The sequence below is a fragment of the Lysobacter sp. Soil_N_51 genome (assembly GCF_057655755.1).
Window position 1 is genome coordinate 256,231 of the sequence record NZ_JBDGLR010000008.1, and the last position, 20,477, is coordinate 276,707.

The 20,477-nt window shown below is 60.3% G+C and carries 24 protein-coding genes; 18 read left to right on the forward strand and 6 right to left on the reverse strand.

The features are described from left to right. Nucleotide 1 precedes the first annotated feature (1 nt). The 4 genes from AC3A4T_RS17090 (at nt 2) to AC3A4T_RS17105 (ending at nt 5,329) form a co-directional block, all read left to right on the forward strand. Nucleotides 2–3,256, forward strand: coding sequence for a LysM peptidoglycan-binding domain-containing protein (locus tag AC3A4T_RS17090; RefSeq protein ID WP_487676453.1), 3,255 nt, complete (start codon nt 2–4; stop codon nt 3,254–3,256). Beyond that, nucleotides 3,253–3,888: a hypothetical protein gene (locus tag AC3A4T_RS17095; RefSeq protein ID WP_487676454.1), complete on the forward strand. Its 636-nt coding sequence runs from the start codon at nt 3,253–3,255 to the stop codon at nt 3,886–3,888. The genes AC3A4T_RS17090 and AC3A4T_RS17095 overlap by 4 nt, the downstream gene beginning before the upstream one ends. 180 nt (nt 3,889–4,068) lie before the next feature. Beyond that, entirely contained in the window at nt 4,069–4,713 is a 645-nt protein-coding gene (locus AC3A4T_RS17100) for a hypothetical protein (protein ID WP_487676455.1), read from the forward strand. 289 nt (nt 4,714–5,002) lie between these two features. Next, a complete protein-coding gene (locus AC3A4T_RS17105; RefSeq protein WP_487676456.1) occupies nt 5,003–5,329 on the forward strand; it encodes a hypothetical protein in 327 nt (108 codons plus the stop codon). A gap of 39 nt (nt 5,330–5,368) precedes the next feature. Here the strand turns inward: AC3A4T_RS17105 and AC3A4T_RS17110 are convergent, their stop codons facing one another. Beyond that, nucleotides 5,369–5,557, reverse strand: coding sequence for a hypothetical protein (locus tag AC3A4T_RS17110; RefSeq protein WP_487676576.1), 189 nt, complete (start codon nt 5,555–5,557; stop codon nt 5,369–5,371). Between the two features lie 71 nt (nt 5,558–5,628). Here AC3A4T_RS17110 and AC3A4T_RS17115 point away from each other — a divergent pair, with 71 nt between their 5' ends. The 8 genes from AC3A4T_RS17115 (at nt 5,629) to AC3A4T_RS17150 (ending at nt 9,960) form a co-directional block, all read left to right on the forward strand. Further along, the gene (locus AC3A4T_RS17115) at nt 5,629–6,027 is read left to right on the forward strand and encodes a hypothetical protein (protein WP_487676457.1); all 399 of its coding nucleotides are present in this window, start codon (nt 5,629–5,631) and stop codon (nt 6,025–6,027) included. Continuing rightward, nucleotides 6,002–6,412 (forward strand): hypothetical protein, encoded by a 411-nt coding sequence (locus AC3A4T_RS17120; RefSeq protein ID WP_487676458.1) that lies wholly within the window; start codon nt 6,002–6,004, stop codon nt 6,410–6,412. The genes AC3A4T_RS17115 and AC3A4T_RS17120 overlap by 26 nt, the downstream gene beginning before the upstream one ends. 372 nt (nt 6,413–6,784) lie before the next feature. Beyond that, a complete protein-coding gene (locus tag AC3A4T_RS17125; RefSeq protein ID WP_487676459.1) occupies nt 6,785–7,264 on the forward strand; it encodes a hypothetical protein in 480 nt (159 codons plus the stop codon). A 206-nt stretch (nt 7,265–7,470) separates the two neighbouring features. After that, a complete protein-coding gene (locus AC3A4T_RS17130) occupies nt 7,471–7,734 on the forward strand; it encodes a hypothetical protein (RefSeq protein WP_487676460.1) in 264 nt (87 codons plus the stop codon). A gap of 59 nt (nt 7,735–7,793) precedes the next feature. After that, nucleotides 7,794–8,867: a hypothetical protein gene (locus AC3A4T_RS17135; protein ID WP_487676461.1), complete on the forward strand. Its 1,074-nt coding sequence runs from the start codon at nt 7,794–7,796 to the stop codon at nt 8,865–8,867. Continuing rightward, nucleotides 8,824–9,219 (forward strand): hypothetical protein, encoded by a 396-nt coding sequence (locus AC3A4T_RS17140; RefSeq protein WP_487676462.1) that lies wholly within the window; start codon nt 8,824–8,826, stop codon nt 9,217–9,219. The genes AC3A4T_RS17135 and AC3A4T_RS17140 overlap by 44 nt, the downstream gene beginning before the upstream one ends. Nucleotides 9,220–9,327: 108 nt before the next feature. Next, nucleotides 9,328–9,576, forward strand: coding sequence for a transposase (locus tag AC3A4T_RS17145; protein ID WP_487676463.1), 249 nt, complete (start codon nt 9,328–9,330; stop codon nt 9,574–9,576). A 93-nt stretch (nt 9,577–9,669) separates the two neighbouring features. Continuing rightward, a complete protein-coding gene (locus AC3A4T_RS17150) occupies nt 9,670–9,960 on the forward strand; it encodes a hypothetical protein (protein ID WP_487676464.1) in 291 nt (96 codons plus the stop codon). Between the two features lie 1,148 nt (nt 9,961–11,108). Here the strand turns inward: AC3A4T_RS17150 and AC3A4T_RS17155 are convergent. Then, nucleotides 11,109–11,498, reverse strand: a complete 390-nt coding sequence (locus AC3A4T_RS17155; RefSeq protein ID WP_487676465.1) for a hypothetical protein — start codon at nt 11,496–11,498, stop codon at nt 11,109–11,111. 247 nt (nt 11,499–11,745) lie between these two features. Continuing rightward, a complete protein-coding gene (locus tag AC3A4T_RS17160; protein WP_057920419.1) occupies nt 11,746–12,027 on the reverse strand; it encodes a hypothetical protein in 282 nt (93 codons plus the stop codon). 699 nt (nt 12,028–12,726) lie between these two features. On the opposite strand from AC3A4T_RS17160, the gene AC3A4T_RS17165 reads away from it, so the two are divergent. Beyond that, on the forward strand, nt 12,727–13,782 hold the full coding sequence (locus AC3A4T_RS17165) for a two-component system sensor histidine kinase NtrB (RefSeq protein WP_487676466.1): 1,056 nt from the start codon (nt 12,727–12,729) through the stop codon (nt 13,780–13,782). After that, on the forward strand, nt 13,779–15,179 hold the full coding sequence (gene ntrC, locus AC3A4T_RS17170) for a nitrogen regulation protein NR(I) (protein ID WP_487676467.1): 1,401 nt from the start codon (nt 13,779–13,781) through the stop codon (nt 15,177–15,179). The genes AC3A4T_RS17165 and ntrC overlap by 4 nt, the downstream gene beginning before the upstream one ends. A 159-nt stretch (nt 15,180–15,338) precedes the next feature. On the opposite strand, the gene AC3A4T_RS17175 is transcribed toward ntrC, so the two are convergent. Further along, nucleotides 15,339–15,563 carry a DUF6053 domain-containing protein gene (locus AC3A4T_RS17175; RefSeq protein ID WP_487676468.1) on the reverse strand — a complete coding sequence of 75 codons (225 nt, stop codon included), beginning with the start codon at nt 15,561–15,563 and terminating at the stop codon, nt 15,339–15,341. Nucleotides 15,564–15,657: 94 nt separating this feature from the next. Between AC3A4T_RS17175 and AC3A4T_RS17180 the strand changes: the two genes are divergently transcribed. Continuing rightward, nucleotides 15,658–16,230 (forward strand): superoxide dismutase family protein, encoded by a 573-nt coding sequence (locus AC3A4T_RS17180; RefSeq protein ID WP_487676469.1) that lies wholly within the window; start codon nt 15,658–15,660, stop codon nt 16,228–16,230. Nucleotides 16,231–16,277: 47 nt separating this feature from the next. Here the strand turns inward: AC3A4T_RS17180 and AC3A4T_RS17185 are convergent, their stop codons facing one another. Next, the gene (locus tag AC3A4T_RS17185) at nt 16,278–16,403 is read right to left on the reverse strand and encodes a DUF6053 domain-containing protein (RefSeq protein ID WP_487676470.1); all 126 of its coding nucleotides are present in this window, start codon (nt 16,401–16,403) and stop codon (nt 16,278–16,280) included. An 80-nt stretch (nt 16,404–16,483) separates the two neighbouring features. Here AC3A4T_RS17185 and AC3A4T_RS17190 point away from each other — a divergent pair, with 80 nt between their 5' ends. After that, on the forward strand, nt 16,484–16,966 hold the full coding sequence (locus AC3A4T_RS17190; protein ID WP_487676471.1) for a GNAT family N-acetyltransferase: 483 nt from the start codon (nt 16,484–16,486) through the stop codon (nt 16,964–16,966). A 16-nt stretch (nt 16,967–16,982) separates the two neighbouring features. Continuing rightward, entirely contained in the window at nt 16,983–18,089 is a 1,107-nt protein-coding gene (locus AC3A4T_RS17195) for a hypothetical protein (protein ID WP_487676472.1), read from the forward strand. Between the two features lie 12 nt (nt 18,090–18,101). Here the strand turns inward: AC3A4T_RS17195 and AC3A4T_RS17200 are convergent, their stop codons facing one another. Then, on the reverse strand, nt 18,102–19,019 hold the full coding sequence (locus AC3A4T_RS17200) for a hypothetical protein (RefSeq protein WP_487676473.1): 918 nt from the start codon (nt 19,017–19,019) through the stop codon (nt 18,102–18,104). Between the two features lie 99 nt (nt 19,020–19,118). On the opposite strand from AC3A4T_RS17200, the gene AC3A4T_RS17205 reads away from it, so the two are divergent. After that, nucleotides 19,119–20,411: an acetyl-CoA C-acetyltransferase gene (locus tag AC3A4T_RS17205; protein ID WP_487676474.1), complete on the forward strand. Its 1,293-nt coding sequence runs from the start codon at nt 19,119–19,121 to the stop codon at nt 20,409–20,411. Nucleotides 20,412–20,477 lie beyond the last annotated feature (66 nt).

The window sequence follows — 20,477 nt, forward strand, 5'->3', positions numbered from 1 at the left end:
ATTGATCAAGCGCAACAGCCGCCGCTTCCTCAAGGCCCTGGGCCGGTTGAGCCAGCGCCTGGAGTATTACGACGCCGACGACCAGCGCAAGGACATCCCGGTCGCCGGCTGGATCAAACACGCCGAAACCTACGAGTACGACGCCGACGGCCGTGTGCTGCGCCAGTACAGCTACGGCCGCCCCTTGCAATGGACGCCCGATCCCAACGCTTCGCAATGGACACGCCACGAACGCGAAGCGCTGAGCCTGATCTCCGAAGTCGACTACGCCCGCTACGGCTATGACGACGTCGGCCGTCAACGCGGCTATGCCTTCGTCAGTCATGCGCTGGAAGACAGCACCGGCGCGCTGCCCACCACGCCGGTCGGCTACACCCAGTACTACAGCTACGAATACGACGCACGCGAAAGCTACCTGGAAGCCGCCGTGCATGGCACCAGCAGCAATACCAACTTCAAGGCGACCACCACCTACAGCCAATACGATGCCTGGGGCCGCCGCGCCGCCGTGCACGAACGCACTCCCGGTGAATCCAGCGTCGACGACAAACTGCGTTACTTCAGCTTCGACGGCGACGGCAACATCCTGCGCCGCCGCGAAGGCCACTTCAAAGACGGTCGGTTCCTGCAGTACGCCGACGAGTCGCTGCAGACCCAGACCTACGCGTACCTGACGGGTCAACACATCGCCTCGGGCAAGTTCAACGGCGACGTCGACCTGCTCGGCCGCATGACCGCCTACCAGAGCAGCGAAGTCGGCGTCATCCGCGTCGCCGTGCAAGCCGGCGACACCCTGCGCCGCATCGCCGGCCGCGTCTACGGCAACGAAAACCTGTGGTACGTGCTGGCCGAAGCCAACGCGCTGGGCGCCGACACCGAACTGACCGCGGGCACCACGATCAAGGTGCCGGACGTAAAGGTCACCGCGAACGACGCGAACACGTTCAAGCCGTTCGACCCGAGCGAGGCGATCGGCAGCACTACGCCGAATCTGCCGTTTATCGAGCCGCCGCCGAAGAACAGCTGCAATGCCCTGGCGATGATCATCATGGTCGCGGTGGCCGTGGTTGCGACGGTCTTCACCGCGGGCGTTGCGACGGTTGGCATGGGTGCGGGCCTGAGCTCCATCATGGGGGCGGGTGCGGCCACATTGGCCGGTGCCGGTGGTGCAGGATTTGCCTTCGCGGCCGGTGCCGCCGGTGGCTTCGTCGGCAGCGTCGCCAGCCAGGCGGTCGGCAAGGCGATGGGCGTAGTGGATCATTTCAGCCTGCGTAGCGCAGTCGCTTCAGGTGTAACCGGTGGCATATCAGCGGGCGTTGGCGCGGCCTTGGGCGGGGTTGGCGGCATGGGCCGGCTCATCAGCGAAGGGCAATGGGGCAAGGTGGCAGTGGCCGGCGCGGCCTCCGCTGCAGGCGGTTACGCGGCGAATAGAATCGCCGGCATCGAGACCAGTTTCAGCTGGCGCAGCATAGCGGCCGGTGCTGTCAGCGCCGTGATCGGCGGCAAGATCAATCAGACGATGGGTACTGTGCTGGATGGTCCGGGGATCAGCAACGGATTGATAAACGACACCGTCGGTGGCTTGGTGGGTGGGGTAGTGAGCCTGCACACGCGGCGGGCTTTCGGGTTCAAGGATCGCATTGACTATGGAGCGATGGCGGCGGATGCGTTTGGGAATGCGCTGGGTAATACAGTCAACGATCTTGTTCAATATCAGAGCGAGCGACAGAGCGCCGTCGAATGGATAGAAAGTCTGTCTGCCGATCAGCGATCGGCGATGTTGCAGATGAACTTCATGGATACAACAGAAGGCGAGCGTAGCTACGAATGGGACGACTACGCACGCTTGGCCGAACTCGGCGAAATGCGTGAAACCGACTTGCCCAGTACGGGGCATCCGGACGGAGCGGAGTATCGATATCGCCGTGAAGTCGAAAAGATCGAAGCATTAGCTGACGCGCTCGGCTCGCGCTTGTTGGATACGAGCGGCGATTATCGAAACCGCATGTCGAACCACAACGACCTCGTCAATCATCTGGGGCTGGTGTTGGCGGCGCATGAGCAAATCGCTTTGGGCGGCGGCGATGACCTGCTGGCCGGTGTCAGAACAGCCGCGGCTGCCAACGACGACAGCAACGCCGTGCTGATCGCCTCGCAACTGCGTGCCATCGACGTGCGCGGCTTGAGCGAACCCCAGCTTCGCCAGGCCTTGGCCAATGGTTTGACCTCCACGTTGAATAACGGCCTGCGCTTCACCGCGCAGACCCGGTTGGCGGCGACGACCGGCAGTCGCCAATCGGAAATCGCTTATCAGTTCGTCAACATGAGTGCGGGCGACATCGCCGACCTGGGCCAGACCGGCTTCGTGGCCGACATGGGAGTCAGCTCCGCGCAGGGCCGAATCACCTTGCCGATCGCGGTCGTCTCCGGTGGCTTTCAGTCGAAAGATCTGATGCGGGATCGCCAGATGGCGACCCAGTTTTCGAAGCTCGGCTTGATGTCGCGCACCGAAGCCGCGGCGATATCGGCGATGGCGCGTAGCAACGAGGCCGACATCCCGCGCCGTCTGTTGTTGGCGTTCGGTATCAATAAGGTCGGTGGCGGTCGACCGATTGCCGACGGTGTCGAATTGGCGCTGGAAAGCACTGACGCGATGGCCACCAGGAAGCAAGGGTCGTTGGCCCTGCTTCGCGAAGCCGGCACCTTGAAGCGTTCACTGACGGAGATGCTGGGCAGTAACTTGGCTAAAGCGATTGCGCACAACACTGGCAATGTGCAGGTGATCTACAAAGCGACGCTGCACAAGGGAATGCGATTGAACATTCCCGTCGGAATGGACAGCGCAGATATTTCGAAGGCACTGCGGCAGTATGAGAACGATCCGGTCGGGGATATGTTGCAGGAGGTGACGAGTGAAGTTGCAAGCGGTTGGAGTTTGAATCAGATGTCCGCTCGTGCAAAGCTTCATCACAAGGATTTAATTGACGGTGCGAAAAGTGGCAGTGTGCCATGGTGGAAAGTGCATCGTTTTGAGATGCAGAGAAAAGGGGCGTGGGATGAGGACATGGTAATGAATGATTCGCGTGTCAAAGCTCTTGGCCTCGTCGGCAAGTCGGTTGGTGTGGATATCACGCATGGCGGACTGCGCTATGACATCATGTCGGGAACGGAAAGTAATTTTGTCACCCATGCAACACGGCAAGGCATGTCGGACATAATTTTCCGTATGATCTCCTTCGGTTCAAAAAAGCCATGAATATGGAAAGACAAAATCTGGATCTGAAGCATCAGACCATGGAAGGTCAGACCTTGTTTATCGATGGCAAGGCCGAGTTGCGCAGTTCCATATGGATGTGTGAGTTGATCGATTGCACGATAGAGTCGACCGCGTCATCGCGAGCTTTTGGCTTCGTAGATTCCATCATGAAAGGCGGAATTTTTTGGCAGCGAGTGCCTCTTAGTGAAAAGAAATTCGATCGCGTGCGTTTTGAAGGTGTCAAGGTGAGAGGGAGGTTTAAAGGCGTCGATTTTGGTGGATTGGAAGATAATTTTAGCTATCCTGTCGACGCAGGCGCATTGGAAAAGTGTGATTTAACGGATGCGAAATTGCATTTGTGCCGTCATTTTAATGGCGATTTCAGCAGCAATAGATATTCAGGTTGGCCGACAGTTGTGGTTAAAGCAGGTGGAGTGTTCGTCGCGCCCGAAATTTCAGTAGTTAATGAGCGGGCTTGGCGCCGATTGATGGGCGTGTTCGATCAGCATCCGGCTGGTGATTGTGTTGTTATTATTGATGCGGCTACCCTTGCGAAAGAAGACAAAATTCCAATCGAAGAGCTGCGTACCTTCTTTGAGCTGAACCGCGCGTATGTGATATCGGGTTTGTAAGGCTGGAAGAGCGATTCGCATCAAATTAGTTTGGATCGTCGCCTTCAGTTCGAAGGTCATTGACGCCGGAGGATATTCAGGTCGATAAAGAAATTGTCGGGTGATACAGATATTTATTGTGAAGCACTGGCGATTCCAACTGAGCAAGGTAGTGTTTCAATAGACTGTCAGAGATGCGATATGCTCATCCAAACGGAAGCGAGTCTTCTTTGTCTAATGTTGCTTGCGCCGCTTCAAGCGACGTTGGCTACGGATTATTCCGCGGAGCGCGATTCGGCTGAGGTCCCTAATGGAGCAAGGCCATCCGAGCGGTCGCTGGCATCGGTGCTGGGCGCGGATCTTGCGAAAGCAGTCGGACATGACACCGACAATGCGCAAATCGTTTACAAGGGAATGTGGATGAACGTCCCGGTGGGAATGAAAGAGGCGGATGTCTCGGCGGCGCTGCGGCGGTATGAGAACGATGCGGTCGGCGATACGTTGCAGCGAGTCACGAAGGAGCTTGCGGGTGGATGGCGTCTGGAAAGGATGTTGCCTGCAGAGCGAGAGCATCACGAGGGTCTTGTAGCTAACGCAAAGAACGGAAGCGGGACATGGTGGACTGTGCGTCTGTACGAGGTGCAGATAGAGAGGCAATGGGTGCAAAGGCAAGTGTTAGCTGACTCCCGTATTGAGGCGCTGAATTTGGCAGGAGCATCTGTAGAAGATGTTATTACGCGCAACGGATTGCGCTATGTCATAGCGTCTCATCGCAAGCAAAAATTCATCAAATACGCGGCGCCAGAAAACATATCGGATCGGATCTATCGAGTGATTCGCTTCTAACGGAATTTGATCAGAAGTGAAAAACTCAGGGGGTATCAGCAGCCATTAGAATTGTTGCGATCCGACACCAAAAGGTTCCCGGCACCCAACGCGAGGGTTACGCGACGGGGGACGCATGTCAGATACAGAAGAAAATCGATGCTGAGTTGCGCCAAAGCCCCGGCATGGGTGGGTTGCGAACAAAGAACAAATTCACTTCGCGTACTCACTCAGGCGGAGATTCAGAGGCAAATGGAACGCGATAACGACTCTCAAATATTCTTCGTGGCTCCTGATGGGCGCTAATTCAATGGTTGTAGCAGATATCAATATCAAGTCGTCGGAAACCCTCGCAGAAACTGCACGCATCCTTGGTGAGGCGCTGGCCGGCTTGGTTTTTTCCGAAGATTCGACCGGAAGATATGAAGAATATTCGGCTTATATTGCTATACGTGAGGAGGTTGTTTTTGTGTTGCTCGGAGTTCCCGCTCCCGGAGATGATTTTAGTGATTTTCCATCTGAGGATTTCAGCTTGGTCGTTGATTCCATCAATGACTTCGGCGAAGAAACGAAAGATATATCCGATGATTTGTTGATGCAGCTAAAAACGGACGGTCGGCTAGACTGCTGGCGTTGAAATTGAACTAAGAAAGCAGGCAGGAACGCAGGTGTCAGACTAGAGCGCCCCGGCTTCCACAGACAGGTGGTAAGGAAGCAGATTTAGTTTCAGATAATCAAGCCCTGCTTGCAACGGCGTACGATAGCCGAGCGATGAGTGTAAGCGCACGCGGTCGTAGAAGACCTCGACATATTCGGATACGGCTTGCTTAACGTCCTCGCGGCTGACGTATTTCACACCTTCCATCAGTTCCAACTTGACGGGTCGCGAAGAGGCTTTCGGCGACGGTATTGTCGTAAGGCACGCGCGTGCGGCTCATGCTCAGTGTGATTTTCGCCGCCTCCGCTTTTCCCCTGGATCGGGCGGTCGTGTATTGGCTACGCGGTCGTGATGAAGAACGGCCAGATCGTGCTTGGCAACCCCGAGGTAAGTTAGGCCTGGCCTACGACGGCGCCGGCCGCGCGGTGTACCGCCGCTTCCTGCAAGGCCAGCAGGTGATGCAGGAGTTGACCCAGTACGACCAGCGCGGCCAGCGCCAACTAGTGTTCATGGCGCAACCGCCGGGCGGTGACGCGCCGATCGCGCTGAAGGAGCGCTACGTCTACGACGCTCTGGGCCGTTTGAGCCAGCGCCTGGAATACTTCGACGCCCGCGCCGGTTCACAAACATTCATTAAGTTAAGGTGCTTTCGTGGAAGATCAAAAGAAACTTGTTGATCAAATTGCGGCACGAATGCCTTTTCATTGGAAATTGATATTCATTAATTATGAGATGAAATCTTTTTCAGATGATATGGAGTCGAGTGATGTTTCGTTCTGCATATCAAGCAGCATTTTTGGGAAAATTGAGCGAAAAAATTTTGAGCTTTCGGTTGAAGACAATATATTAATCCACAAGATTGGCAGGGCGTTCATGGAGCGCGAAGGCAGTCGTTATATGACTATGGATATAATAATAGATAGAAAACGAGAGCCTTCAATTTATCTGGATTTCGAAAAGCCGTTGAGATTGTCTTCGTCTTTGGCCGCTGCCGCTGAGGTTCAGAAGATAGAAAGATACTTACGTTATATGCATGTCAGTAGTCTGTTTTCCAAGATTTGAATTGCCCGTATTTGTGGGGCTTGCGTATTTGGCGCAAAAAAGGAAGATTTCGGCACGTGCCCGCTGCACCGGATAAAGATCTACAAAGGATGATCGGCTGTAACGGGCCGGGGACGGATGTTGGCTTCCACCTCTGGCCCGCGGATGATGGCGGTCTGGTCAACATGCTTAATGTGATCCCGGGCAACGGTAAGCCGCTGCCTGGAGGTATTAAAAACCTTAATAACAGCCAATGGGCGAGATTTGAGAAGAGAGTTATGGATCTGGCCAAAACCCCCGGAACTAGTGTTGAGGCAAGAATCGTCCCGAGGTATTTGTCTGGAAATTCGTCGCGACGACCGAATATCATCGAGACGCAGATCCGGATGAACGGTGGAGAGTGGAGCAGCAAAGACTCTTTCAGAAATATTTTCATGGGCGGCGACGGAAATGTCACACACTAGCGTTGATTGGAAAATTTTGATCGACCAAATTACGGCCGATGCTCCTTTTGGCTGGGTTAGGTGTTTTGTAAATTTTGAAATTGTCGGTGACGCGGATGATATGGTGTCGAATTACGTTGCGTTCTATGTAAAGAAAACAATTCTAGGGAAATTAATTAAGCAGGATCTCGATCTCGGTGTTGAAGGCATAATTATTGCGCAGGACGTCGGTGTCGCGGTTATGAATGAGCTGGGTGTTCGGCAACTCACCTACGATATTATTTTAAGTAAAGATCGAACGTTCAAGTTTTTCTTAGATAAGGGTGAGCCGCTTCGCCTCTCTGGGGCTCTTGTTGATCATGAAAAAAACGGGCGTGTCGAGCGGTATAAAAAATATCTTGATCAAGATGATATTCTAAAATATATTTGAATTATCATTTTTTAAAAAAATCTCTATTAAGTCTTGCGTTATTATTGCATGAGCGGTGACTGATTATGCGCACGTGTGAAATGTGCGGGACAGGATTGACTGCGGAAAGTGGCGTTTGCCCATCTTGCGGATTTGCTTATTCTGCCGAGGGGTTCACTTCAGACACACGGATGTCGGGTGCAAAGTGGGGGCGAATTGAGGTTGATTTGACTGCAATCGCCGCGGCGAACGACGCCTTCGATGCGCTAAATAACGCTTGGCGAGAGCATGAAAAATACACCGTCCTAAGCTTGCTTCCTGGACAATTTGATCGAGTTCCGGTCTCGAGTCGGAGGTTCTTGCTTTACGGCCCTAAAGATGTATTCATCAACCTCAGCGGCTTGCGTGCTTTGATCGGCGTCGATTTGATTTTTAATTTAATGACAGACGCTGAGCTGGATGAGATAATGGCTGAGTTTAACCGACGATAGTCGCAAACAGCGCTAGAGAAGGGATTGCTCCCACTAGTCGGGTCACTGTACTGTCCGTTGTGCGAACGACCTTTATTCCGCTCGTCATTTTGAATGGCAAAAGCGATGCGCGTCCGGTGTTGCGTCCCGGCCAATGGGTCAGCGCCAGCGCGATGGTCCAGCACAACAGTAGCGACTCCGGCGGAGGGGTATTCATCCATTTCCTCGACGCCAACGGCAATGGCGTTAGCGTCGCGCGCGGCACGATGATCGAAAGCGGTTCGGGCTGGCAGGAATCCGAGCTCGGTCCGGTGCAGGTGCCGCCCGGCGCGGTGACGATGGCGATCGGCGGCGTGGCCTACACCAACGGCAGCTCGGCGATCGTGATGGATCGCTTCGCCTGGCAGTACGTGCGCGACGAAGACACGCCGGGCACGCCGAGCCAGAGCCCGCGCTACAACGCCCCCGAAGCGGTCAAGACCTACTGGTACGACTACGACGCCGAGAACCGCGTCACCGTCGCGCACGGCAAGCTGGTCAACGGCCAGATCGTGCTCGGCAATCCCGACGTGAGTTACGGCCTGGCCTACGACGGCGCCGGTCGCGCGGTGCATCGCCGTTTTCTGCAAGGCCAGCAGGCCATGCAGGAAACCACCCGCTACGATCAACGCGGCCAGCGCCAACTGGTGTCCATGGCGCAACCGCTGGGCGGCAGCGCGCCGGTCGCGTTGAAGGAGCGCTACGTCTACGACGCCCTGGGCCGGTTGAGCCAGCGCCTGGAGTATTACGACGCCGATGACCAGCGCAAGGACATCCCGGTCGCCGGCTGGATCAAGCACGCCGAACCCTACGAGTACGATGCCGACGGTCGCGTGCTGTGCCAATACAGCTACGGCCGCCCCGTCGTGATTGGTATGGGCCGTGCGATAGAGAGGGCACCAGTATTAAAGTACGGTCTGGTCGCGATGGATGTTGCCACCGGCCCAGCCATATATTTGCTGAGACACTCAGACTGCCTCCTGAAAAAGTTCAGATTTCTATCGTTCAGGATGGCGGGGTTTTTGACAATGGGCCCCAAACGCCGCTTTCCTTCGGGTTCTAGAGGTGTATATGTCAGACCCATATTTTTGCAAGCTATATATAGATACGGATGAGCAAATTGACGAATTTCTGGATGGGCTGAATAAATCGAAGTTCAATATATTTAACGCTGTTCCAGTGGAAGTTCTCGCATACCGAAATGAGGATTTTAAGGCGACCTCTAGAAAGTTGGTTCCTTATGATTTTATTGAATGCTCACAATATTACGTGGACGTTGGTGTTGTGCGGGAAGTTTCAGGGCAGATCCTGGATTTTCAATATGGGGTGGCGAGACTTGTGTCTAATCTCCGAGATGGGGGGCGGTTTGTGATGGCGTCTTGTGATTTTGAGGATGTAATTATTGAAAAAACAGGCTGGAACTGGACTAAAGATGCGCCAGAGCCCCCTGGTAGAGTTATTAGGTAATGAATTGGCTGGTGGTTTCTTGTGACGCATATGAAAAGGCTTGTCTGGCCGTTGAGAAATCCGAAAAATCCACGAAAATAATAACCCTCTTCAATCGCACGATTCCCGATGCGCAGCCCCGACACCCAGCAATCCGGCCTGTTCTCGTACGTGTCAGTGGAAGAGCGGGTGCTCGCGACTCATCCGATTCGAACCCTGCGCGTGCTGGTGGATGCGTTGTTGCTCGAAATGAACGACGAACTGGCGCGTCGCTATTCGAACGTGGGCCGTCCGTCGATTCCACCGGAGCATCTGTTGCGTGCCAGCCTGTTGCAAGTGGTCTATAGCGCGCGTAGCGAGCGCCTGTTGATGGAGTAGTTGAACTACAACCTGCTGTTCCGTTGGTTCGTGGGGTTGAATGTGGACGATCGGGCGTGAGATCACTCGACCTACTCGTTCAATCGCGAGCGATTGTTCGATGAGCGCATCGCGCAACGATTCTTCGAGAGCACGGTCTTGCTGGCGTGTTTCCAGGAATTGGTGAGCAGCGAACACTTTTCTGTCGATGGCACCTTGCTGGAAGCGTGGGCTTCGCATAAGAGCTTTCGCCGCAAGGACGGCGACCACGATGGAGACTGCGGTGATTTTCGTGGACAAGGGCGCAGCAACCATACCCACGCCTCCATCAGCGATCCGGGTGCGCGGCAGGTTCGCAAGAGTTCGGGCCATCAAGCTCGCCTGGGCTATCTAGCCAATGTATAGACAGATGGAGAATCGCAACGGCCTGCTGATCAGCGTGGACGTTCGCATCTCCCGCGGGATGGGCATTGGGTGATTGTTGATGGATTTGATTCATCTAACTCACTGATAGGATGCGACACCCATGGAACAGCAATATTCAATTCGACAGCTTCAGGTCGCTTCCGTTTGGGCGGACCGTTGAGATGAAGGTGAATATTGACTTGATCATTGCAGAGCTGAAGTTGGCTTCTATCCATGCAGAGATCTCCTCATCCGATCCGCTAATTATCAATGGAGGGACGGTAGTCAGGGATGCGCATGGAATTAAGCTATTTTCTCGAGGATTTTCTGTGCGCTTCTCGAGCGAGGGGTGCTTGGTCAGATTGCCGCGAGGGCAGTTAGTCGATAATTGCGTAGTTTCGGAAGCTTCGATGGTGGCGCCGTTGATCATCGAGCACTACAGAAGGGAGGGCTTCATTTCCTGAAAAGCGTTGCAACGAGTGGCAGTGGGCGTCGGAGAGATTTGCCTCAAGTTCTCTCTTTCAGGAACTGATCGTGTGTTTGCAGGCATCTGAAAAAATTCGCGAAGAACTCGAAGGCAATACGTCCGTACGCAGAGTTCTAACAGGCTGTTGAGAAACCCAACGCCAGCCATCGCACGGTAGGTTCGACGCATGGATCAGCAGCCAAAAACCGATAATGTCCAACGATAGCCTCGCCACACCGACCATCCGCTAAGGTCGGTGCCGGCGTCTACCATCGGCCAATATCTCCGAACCGAATCAGGTTGTACGCAGCGAAATTCTAGGTCGCAGAGGCGCGAACTTTCTCTAAGCCGACCAGCGGCAGCTTGCGTAGATAGCCTACGATCTTGACCCAGCTCAATATGCTTACGGGCCCGCTGGCTCAGCATCGGCTTGACCGCACTCGGCGCGGGTGTCGCGGCCTTTGCCGGCGGCGTCGCGGGCAGCATCACAAGTCAGGCGGTAGGCAGTGCGATGGGCACGTCGAGTTTCAGCGGGAGAAACGCGCTGGTGAGTGCCGGTATCGGGCGCGAGCGATCAGTGATCAAGCACGCCGACAGCTACGAGTGCGAAATCCACGCCCACATGGCTGCTGGCGTCTGGCTCGGCGCGATGACAACGGCCGCGGCCCAGTCGCTTCAGCCGCTACGCAGCACGAGACACCCGAGCCGCCCGATCCATGAAGTACCCAACGATCGCGCCAATCGCGATCGGCACCAACGCATAGATCGGGATGAACACCAAGGCGATCGCCGCTTGCGCGTCCGCCGCCAGGTCCAGCGAGTAATGGGCGAATGCGAGAAAGCCGAAGCCCAGCAGCGCGGGCGCCCATAAGGACGACGGACGCTTGTAGAGGAAGCTGACGGCGATGATGGCGCCCCAGGCGATGGCGTTGAACGCCCCCATGAACAGCCAGGCGCCGATGCCGTTGTCCGTGTATTGCTGAAGCCAGCCGATGCCGTGCGGCAGACGCGCCGCATACGGCAGCAGTATCCCTACCAACATCACGAGCAGTCGCGCCTTGCGCATCGTCATGACGACCATCCTGGTTGCGATCGACCCCCAAAGGGGGAATGCCCGGATTCTCGACGGGACCACGGGAGGGCGTCAATCGGAACTGCGTGGCGTCGCGCCCAGTTCGCCGGATCGGCGGCGTTTACGCAAGCCAAGCCCCGCGTCGGGTCGTTTTTGATCGACCTGCGCGCCAAAAACAAGAGCCCCGCCGAAGCGAGGCTCTTGCTGGATCATGTTTCGGCTAACCGAGCGGCTGCCGGCGCCGCGATCAACCTTCCGGAAGATCGCACTTCATCCGCGCATCGATATGAAACGGCTTGGGCACGTCGGGGTTGGGGCTCTTCTGCTCGCCGTCGAGCTTGAACGAATCCGGATCGGGCTTGCCGCCGCGCTCGGTGCAGGCCGCGGTCAATTTCTCCTTCACCGAGGCGATGGCGCTGTCGCGAGTCGCGCCGGACGCGCTGTTGGTCAGATTGACCACTTCCGCGAACGCGTTGTGGCTCATGCCGAAAGCGACACCCATCAGGGCGATCACATACCACTTCTTCATGCCTACTCTCCTTAGTAAACGACTTTGCTACGCGTCGATGGTACTGCGTGGGATGTTGGGCCGATGTTATCCGGCGCCCCTCGTCAATGCAGCGTAAAGGGTTGGGTTGAACAACCGATACGCGGCTGCGTACTCAGGCGAGCGGTTGCGGTTCCGATGACGATCGTCGATCTCCGGAAGGTGCGATCTGTCCTGGCGATGACATCGATAATCGCTGGATTTCCAGGTGTTTTCTGTCGATTGTCCGGCGCGGTCGTTCTCAGAGAAAACTGCGCAAGAAGCCGGCGAAGTTAAAGCGACGTTACACAGTTAAGCGCGCATGCCCTGTGCTCCTTGATAGAAAGATGGATCGGCGGTGTTCTTAATGTGCCGATCGTCAAGTCGATGCGCGAATGGCGAGGACATCACGATGCAATCATTGTTGTTCGAGCCTTCGAGCCTTCGAGCCTTCGCTTGAAGTCACGAGATGGCGGCGGATCGTCATCGTTTCCGCAAATGCATATGGGCCATCTATCGCGATTTCGCGCGATTGATCCGCGCGATCGACATGCGCAGGGTCGGCCGCGCGGCTGACCACCGGCTGACGGATATCCCGCTAAGCCAGGGCAAGCGCCGTGCACCCGAAACGTCGCAAACACCGGTGCCATGCACCGCGGCTGCCGTTCGATCCGCCTCGAAGCTTTGCACTAAGATGGTGCAATGCCCGCCGACCCCCAGCCCGCCCTCGACCTCAGCCTCGACAGCCTGACCACGCCGCTCGCCTGGAGCGATGCGGGCGGGACCTTGAGCGGCTGCAATACCGCGTTCTCGCGCTGGTTCGGGATCGGCGCGCGGCGCTTGCTCGGGTGGCCGCTGGCCGGCCTGGACGCGGGCGACGGCCGTCTGGCGCTGGCCTTGTCGCGCGAAGGCGGCGACGAGGCGCCGCTGCGGATGCGGCGGATGCGGCTGCGCTACGCCGATGGCGAGGAGCGTTTCGCCGATCTGTGGCTGAGCCGGCGCGAGGGCGGCGGTTGGCTGCTGGAAGCGCACCCGGTCGATGAGTTTCCCGGCGACGATCCGGCCTTGCTGCTGCCGTCGGCGTTATCGGCGTCGTTGAAGGGGCTCGCGCACGAGTTGCGCAATCCGTTGGCCGGGCTCAAGGGCGCGTCGCAATTGTTGGCGCGGCGGGTCGACGATGCCGATTCGCGTGAGTTGATCGGTTTGATCGACAGCGAGGTCGAGCGCCTGACCGGCCTGGTCGATCGTCTGCTGACGCCGGCGCCGCCGCGGCCGCACGCGCCGTTGAACATCCATGCCGTGCTCGAACGCGTGCTGCGCCTGGCCGAGGCCGACGCGGGTTGGGCGGTGCGGCTGGTGCGCGACTACGACCCGAGCCTGCCCGAATTCGACGGCGACGCCGATCGCCTGATGCAGGCGGTGTGGAACCTGGTGCGCAATGCGATCGAGGCCGGCGCGACCCACGTCAATCTGCGCACGCGCATCGAACACGGCGTGCGCATCGCCGATACCTCGCATCCGATCGCGCTGCGCCTTGACATCATCGACGACGGCCGCGGCGTGCCCGACGAACTGGCCGAGCAGTTGTTCCTGCCGCTGGTGTCCGGTCGCGCCGAGGGCAGCGGGCTCGGGTTGGCGTTGGCGCAGCAGGTCTCGCGCGAGCATCGTGGCTCGCTGGCGTATCGCTCGCGGCCGGGCCACACCGTGTTCACCCTGCTGTTGCCGATGCATATCGAAAGCGAAGGAGACGCGGCATGAGCGCGGCGCGGGTATGGGTGGTCGACGACGATCGTTCGGTGCGCTTCGTGCTGGCGACGGCGTTGCGCGAGGCCGGTTACAACGTCGATGCGTTCGAAAACGCGGCCGATGCGCTGGACGCGTTGGACCAGCGCGGCGCGCCGGACCTGTTGTTCACCGACGTGCGCATGCCCGGTGATGGCGGGCTGGTGCTGCTGGAAAAACTCAAGGCGCGCGCGCCGTCGTTGCCGGTGGTGGTGATGAGCGCTTACACCGATGTGGCGAGCACCGCCGGTGCGTTTCGCGGCGGCGCGCAGGAATTCCTGTCCAAGCCCTTCGATCTGGACGATGCGGTTGCCCTGGCCGCGCGCACGCTCGCGGCGAACGAAACGCAGCACGACGTCGTTGAAACGCCGCAAGCCGCCGCCGATACCTTGATCGGCGACACCCCGGCGATGCTGACCCTGTTCCGCGCGATCGGACGCCTGGCGCAGGCACCGCTGTCGGTGTTGATCACCGGCGAAACCGGCACCGGCAAGGAACTGGTCGCGCGCGCGCTGCATCGCGAATCGCCGCGCGCGGCGCGGCCGTTCGTGGCCTTGAACACCGCGGCGATCCCGTCGGAACTGCTGGAAAGCGAATTGTTCGGCCACGAGGCCGGCGCCTTTACCGGTGCGCAGCGACGCCATGTCGGGCGGTTCGAACAGGCCGACGGCGGCAGCCTGTTTCTGGATGAAATCGGCGACATGCCGTTGCCGTTGCAGACCCGCTTGCTGCGGGTGCTGGCCGAAGGCGAGTTCTTCCGCGTCGGCGGACGCGAACTGATCCGGGTCGATGTGCGGGTGATCGCGGCGACTCATCAGGATCTCGAAACCCTGGTCGCGCAAGGCCAGTTCCGCGCCGACCTGCTGCATCGCCTGGACGTGGTGCGCTTGCGCCTGCCGCCGTTGCGCGAGCGGCGCGCCGACGTGCCGCAACTGGCCGAACGTTTTCTCGCTTCGGCCGCGATCCGTTTCGCCGCACCGGCCAAGCGCCTGTCCAAGCCGGCGCTGGAGCGGCTGCGCGCGCACGATTGGCCGGGCAACGTGCGCGAACTCGAGAACGTGTGCTGGCGCCTGGCCGCGCTGGCGCCGGGCGATACGATCACCCGCGAGGACATGGACGAGGTGCTTGGGGTCTCGGTGCGCAAGCCGAGCGACGCGGCCGAATGGGAGGCGCAGCTGTCGTCGTGGGCGCGCGCGCAACTCGCCGATGGCCGCGCGAACCTGCATGCCGATGCGCGCGAGCGCTTCGACCGCGCCTTGCTGGAAGCGGCGCTGGAGCACACCGGCGGGCGGCGCACCGAGGCGGCGACGCGGTTGGGTCTGGGGCGCAATACCTTGACGCGCAAGTTGGGGCCGGGGCGTAAGCGCAGTTAGGCGTTCGATGAAAGATCGGTCTTCAATATTCCTGGGCTGGCGATGACCGCCCGACCGGGCGGACGCTGCGGAATCGTTTGTGGGAGGGCCTTCAGGCCCGACGCTGTTCGTTCCGGTCGAGGTTCGAGTGGAGGTCTGGGTCAGCAGACGCATCGTATTTCACCGGCATTGCACGGCGATCCGAGCCGAAAGCGTCGGGCCTGAAGGCCCTCCCACAAAAGACCTCGTGGCATCACGGCGGCAGTGCGAACAGCGTTGTCCGCGATGGCTCGGCCTGCACGCATCGCGGTGATGCGGCACTTGGCGGAATCGCAGGGCTCGTACCGTGCTGCCGTCGCGACCGCCATAATCGAGCGGCCAGCCGCATGCCAGCCATCTTCTCACCGCCGTTTCACCCGCACTGAACCCGCGCGGGGCTAGCGTCGGGCCACCGTCCCATCCGGCGCCGCGTCAGGGCGCCGACGCACAGGAGTCCTGCATGAATCACCTGCTTCGCACGATCACGATCGCCTCATTCGTCGGCGCGTTGGCGGCCTGCGGTGGACAAGCCACCAAGCCCACGCCGCCGCCCGCGCCGCCCAAGCCGGTGTCGACCGCGCAATCGGCGACGGTGGTGCTCGCCTCGGCCTCCGGCAGCCTGGTCAGCGGCAAGCTGACCCTGCGTCCGATGGGCGACGGTGTGCATCTCACCGGCGAGATCGGCGGCCTCACGCCCAACAGCGTGCACGCGATCCATATCCACGAGAAGGGCGATTGCAGCGCGGCCGACGCGAGCAGCGCCGGCGGTCATTTCAACCCGGCCGGCCAGCCGCACGGTCAGGTCGGTCACGGCGCGCATCACGCCGGCGACATGGACAATCTCAACGCCGATGCCGAAGGCGTGGCCAAGGTCGACGCGCACGCCAGCGGCGTGACCCTCGGCGGCGGCGCGATCAACGATGTCGCCGGTCGCGCGGTGATCGTGCATGCCGTGCAGGACGACTACAAAAGCCAGCCCGCCGGCAACGCCGGTGCGCGCGTGGCCTGCGGCGTGATCAAGGTCGTGCAGTGATCGTGGGTCTGCGCTGAAGGCAGCGGAATCTTTTGTGGGAGGGCCCTTCAGGCCCGACGCTCTTCGTTCCGATCGAGGATGAATTCGAGTTCCCGGCCGACGGGCGCGTGGGACTTCGCCGATCGCTGCGCGGCGATCTGAGCGCAAAGCGTCGGGCCTGAAGGCCCTCCCACAACGAACCTCGAAACATCAGGGCAACCCCTTGGCCGCGCATCGCCTTATCCTGAGCGCATCCCACGCAGCGACCCTCGCCATGACCCACTTGCGCATCCGCGACGCCGTTCCCGCCGACCGTGACTTGATCGCCGACTGGATGATCGCGATGGCCTGGGAAACCGAGCACAAGCGGCTCGACCCCGACACCGTGCGCGCCGGCGTCGCCGGCGGCCTGGCCGATGCGGCGAAGGCGCGCTACTTCATCGCCATGCGCGAGGCCGAAGTCGCCGGCAACGAAACCATCGCTGTCCCGGCCGGCACCTTGATGTTCACCCACGAGTGGAGCGACTGGCGCAACGGCGACTGGTGGTGGATCCAGAGCGTGTACGTCGCGCCGGAGCATCGCAGGCAGGGCGTCTACAACGCATTGCACCGCCATGTGGCGGACTTGGCGCGGGCGACGCCGGGCGTGGTCGGCTTGCGGTTGTACGTCGAGCGCGCTAATACTCCCGCACACCACACCTACGCCGCGCAAGGCATGCACGACGCCGGTTACTCGATCCTCGAGCGAGAATTCTGACCAGGGAAGGCAGGGCATGAGCGCAATTCGCAGCTGCGAGAGACGTCTGAAGCAACGAAGCGCCGCATCGATCAAGGGCGTTGTGTTGCTGGGGCTGATCGCGATACCTGCCGTGGCTTACGCGGAACCCCAGATTTGCAGCGCGCCGCTGCACGCAGCAGTGTCCAGGCTGATCGATTCTGAAGTCAGCGTGGATGCCGAGCCGAAATTACCGAATTTCATGGAGTCCAGTGCGCTCGATCAGATCGAAGGCGCATACGGTCGGTATCTGGCGCAGCGTAGCAAGACTTCGGACGGCCGCTGGAAGAGCGAAATACTGGCCGATGATGCGCTGACCCGATTGGCCGAGCTCGGCGCAAGAAGCGAAAAAATCGACTGGAGCGTTCCAAGGTCACTCACACTCAAATGGGCGGAATCGGCGCCGAACTCGGCGCTAGCCAGGGTGCTGTACGCAGGCATCCTGGTCCGGCAGGCGATTCATGCGACCGCGTATGATGACGACCTCGTAAGCCTTACCCAGGCCAAGCGGCAACCCGAACGCGACTTGTTGTTACGTCAGGCTGACGCCTATCTGGAGGCCGAGACGGCGGTGGCTTCGCGCGACCCCGAGTATTACGCGACCCGGATGCGGATCGCTTTGCTGCACAATGACGGCGCGAAACTCGAGCGCACGTTCGATCAGGCGATGGCGAAATTTCCCGACTACTATCCGTTGTACTCGCTCAGGCTCGGGGGGCGCGCTATACCCTTGGACGAAGACGGCGTTGAGAGACTGGCACGTCAGGCCGTGCTTCGTAACCCTGCGAGCGAGGGCCGCGTGCTGTACGCGCGGATCTATGGCGATTACGCTGAAAATAATCTGATGGATCAAGAAAGCCTGTTCGCCATGTCGAAGGTGAGGTGGACGGAAATGAAGGCCGGCTTCGAGGATCTCGTGCAACGCTACCCGGATCAGAAGAATCTGCAGACCTACGCTAAGTTCGCCTGCTTCGCCGGAGATTCGTTCAAGCTGTACACCTTGCTGCACTGCATGCAGGCCCCGCTGCGCGAGGTTTGGACCCGACAGACGCTTTTCGATGCTTGCCACGAGCTCGGGCTGACGCACACCCCGGTCACGCTGTGAGTACCGCTGTCGTTACAGCGCGGAGCGGGCCTCGCCGTCGTCGCAATGCACAAACGTCACCGCCACCCCGTGCGCGCCCAGCACCGCGGCGATCTGCTTGAGCCGCGCTTCGAAGTGCTGATAGCGGCGGTTGAGCTTCTCGCGGCATTCGTCGGTGTCGCACGGCGCCTCGGGCGCGTAGCGCTGGTGCCAGGCGTTCGGCGAGAACAGGGCGATGCGGGCTTCGCCTTCGCTGTAGTGGATCAGCGGCTCGGGCGGGGCGTCCAGCCATTCCTCGCCGTCGGGCTGCAGCAGCGCGGTTTCCAGCAGCGGCCATAGCGGGCCGAGGCCGGCGTGGTCGTACTGCATGGCCATCATCGCGGCGAGGTCGTGGACGGTCAGATAGCGCGCGTGTTCGACCTGCAGGCCGAAGGCTTCCTGCGCGGCCAGGGCGGTGTCGGCGCCGGCCATGCCGCGTTCGAGCAGGCTGGATTCGAGCAGTTCGCCGACCCGCGCGACCCGGTCCGGGTCGCCGCTGAGCACGAACGGCACCAGCCGCAGCGGGCCGCCGGCGTAATCGGGCGAGGGCGCCAGCGCGCCGGGCAGTTGCTGATCGTGGGCGCCGAATGCGATCACCCGGCCGGCGCTGTCGGCGCCGCGCTCGCGCGGGGCGTTGGCCGACAGCTCGTCGAGTTCGCGGTGCAGCGGCCAGCCCGGGCGCAGCAGTTCGACCGGGTCGTAGTGGGCGCCGACGGTGACCAGGTCCAGCGCCGCGGTCTCGGCGGCGAAGCCGGCCAGGTCGCGGGCGATCTTTTCCGACAGGGCGCCCGCGTCGTGGCGGGGCAGGACGCTGCGGCTGACCGCGGCGTCGCCCTTGAGCTCCAGCGCGAGGGCGCCGAGGACGTGCAGGGGCGCGGACGGGCCGCTGGCGGGAGGGCTGGCTGAGCTCATGGTCACCGAAGATACGCTGGCGTTTGGTAGAGCGCGTGTGCGGCGCTACACTGGGACCCATTATGCCCGGTCCGCCGCGACGGGCCCTGTGAGAACTCCTTGCGAGGTGTGCCGATGCGCCAAAACCGTCCCGTCGCCGTGCTCGGTGGCGTGCGTATTCCGTTCTGCCGCCAAAACACCGCGTATGCGGATGTCGGCAACCTGGGCATGTCGGTGCGCACCCTGGGCGCGTTGGTCGAGAAGTTCGGCCTGCACGGCCAGCAGCTCGGCGAAGTGGCGATGGGCGCGGTGATCAAGCACAGCAGCGACTGGAACCTCGGCCGCGAGGCCGCGCTGTCGTCGGGCCTGTCGCCGCTGACCCCGGGCATCACCCTGCAGCGCGCCTGCGGCACCTCGCTCGACTCGATCATCACCATCGCCAACAAGATCGCGGTCGGCCAGATCGAAGCGGGCATCGGCGGCGGTTCGGACACGACCTCCGACGTGCCGATCGTGTACGGCAAGAGCCTGCGCCGGCGTCTGCTGGAAGCCGCGCGCGGGCGCAGCACCAAGGACAAGCTCGCCGCGTTCAAGGGCTTCCACCTGCGCGAGCTCAAGCCCGAGTTCCCCGGCGTGGCCGAGCCGCGCACCGGCAAGAGCATGGGCGAGCACTGCGAGGACATGGCCAAGCAGTGGAACATCTCGCGCGATTCGCAGGACGAATGGGCGCTGTCGTCGCACCTCAAGCTGGCCGCGGCCTACGAGCGCGGGTTCTTCGACGATCTGGTGGTGAGTTTCCGCGGCGTGTCGCGCGACAACAACCTGCGCGCCGACAGCACCCTGGAAAAGCTCGCGACCTTGAAGCCGGCGTTCGACAAGACCTCCGGGCGCGGCACCCTGACCGCGGCGAATTCCACCCCGCTGACCGATGGCGCGTCGGCCTGCCTGCTGGCATCGGAGGAATGGGCGCAGGCGCACAACCACGAAGTGCTGTGCTACCTGCGCGACGCGCAGGTCGCGGCGGTCGATTTCGTCCACGGCGAGGGCCTGCTGATGGCGCCGACCGTGGCGGTGCCGGAGATGCTCAAGCGCAACGGCCTGACCTTGCAGGATTTCGACATCTACGAAATCCACGAAGCCTTCGCCGCGCAGGTGCTGTGCACGCTGCGCGCGTGGGAGAGCGAGGACTACTGCAAGAACCGTCTCGGCCTGGACGCGCCGCTGGGGCGGATCGATCCGGCCAAGATCAATCCGAATGGTTCTTCGCTGGCGGCCGGTCATCCGTTCGCCGCGACCGGTGCGCGCATCGTCGCGACCGCGGCCAAGGAATTGAAGCAGCGTGGCGGTGGGCGGTGTTTGATTTCGATCTGTACCGCGGGTGGTATGGGTGTGGTGGCGATTTTGGAGCGTTGAGCTTCGCTGTTTCCTTCTCCCGCGCGCGGCGACCGAAGGGAGTGCAGAGCTGAGAAGGTGCCCGAA

Bases quoted from the DNA above. Each gene is read 5' to 3' on its own strand.
- AC3A4T_RS17095 (WP_487676454.1), top strand. From the start codon at position 3,253: ATGAATATGGAAAGACAAAATCTGGATCTGAAGCATCAGACCATGGAA.
- AC3A4T_RS17100 (WP_487676455.1), top strand. From the start codon at position 4,069: ATGCTCATCCAAACGGAAGCGAGTCTTCTTTGTCTAATGTTGCTTGCG.
- AC3A4T_RS17105 (WP_487676456.1), top strand. From the start codon at position 5,003: ATGGTTGTAGCAGATATCAATATCAAGTCGTCGGAAACCCTCGCAGAA.
- AC3A4T_RS17110 (WP_487676576.1), bottom strand. From the start codon at position 5,557: ATGGAAGGTGTGAAATACGTCAGCCGCGAGGACGTTAAGCAAGCCGTA.
- AC3A4T_RS17115 (WP_487676457.1), top strand. From the start codon at position 5,629: ATGCTCAGTGTGATTTTCGCCGCCTCCGCTTTTCCCCTGGATCGGGCG.
- AC3A4T_RS17140 (WP_487676462.1), top strand. From the start codon at position 8,824: ATGTCAGACCCATATTTTTGCAAGCTATATATAGATACGGATGAGCAA.
- AC3A4T_RS17145 (WP_487676463.1), top strand. From the start codon at position 9,328: ATGCGCAGCCCCGACACCCAGCAATCCGGCCTGTTCTCGTACGTGTCA.
- AC3A4T_RS17155 (WP_487676465.1), bottom strand. From the start codon at position 11,498: ATGACGATGCGCAAGGCGCGACTGCTCGTGATGTTGGTAGGGATACTG.
- AC3A4T_RS17160 (WP_057920419.1), bottom strand. From the start codon at position 12,027: ATGAAGAAGTGGTATGTGATCGCCCTGATGGGTGTCGCTTTCGGCATG.
- AC3A4T_RS17165 (WP_487676466.1), top strand. From the start codon at position 12,727: ATGCCCGCCGACCCCCAGCCCGCCCTCGACCTCAGCCTCGACAGCCTG.
- ntrC (WP_487676467.1), top strand. From the start codon at position 13,779: ATGAGCGCGGCGCGGGTATGGGTGGTCGACGACGATCGTTCGGTGCGC.
- AC3A4T_RS17180 (WP_487676469.1), top strand. From the start codon at position 15,658: ATGAATCACCTGCTTCGCACGATCACGATCGCCTCATTCGTCGGCGCG.
- AC3A4T_RS17190 (WP_487676471.1), top strand. From the start codon at position 16,484: ATGACCCACTTGCGCATCCGCGACGCCGTTCCCGCCGACCGTGACTTG.
- AC3A4T_RS17195 (WP_487676472.1), top strand. From the start codon at position 16,983: ATGAGCGCAATTCGCAGCTGCGAGAGACGTCTGAAGCAACGAAGCGCC.
- AC3A4T_RS17200 (WP_487676473.1), bottom strand. From the start codon at position 19,019: ATGAGCTCAGCCAGCCCTCCCGCCAGCGGCCCGTCCGCGCCCCTGCAC.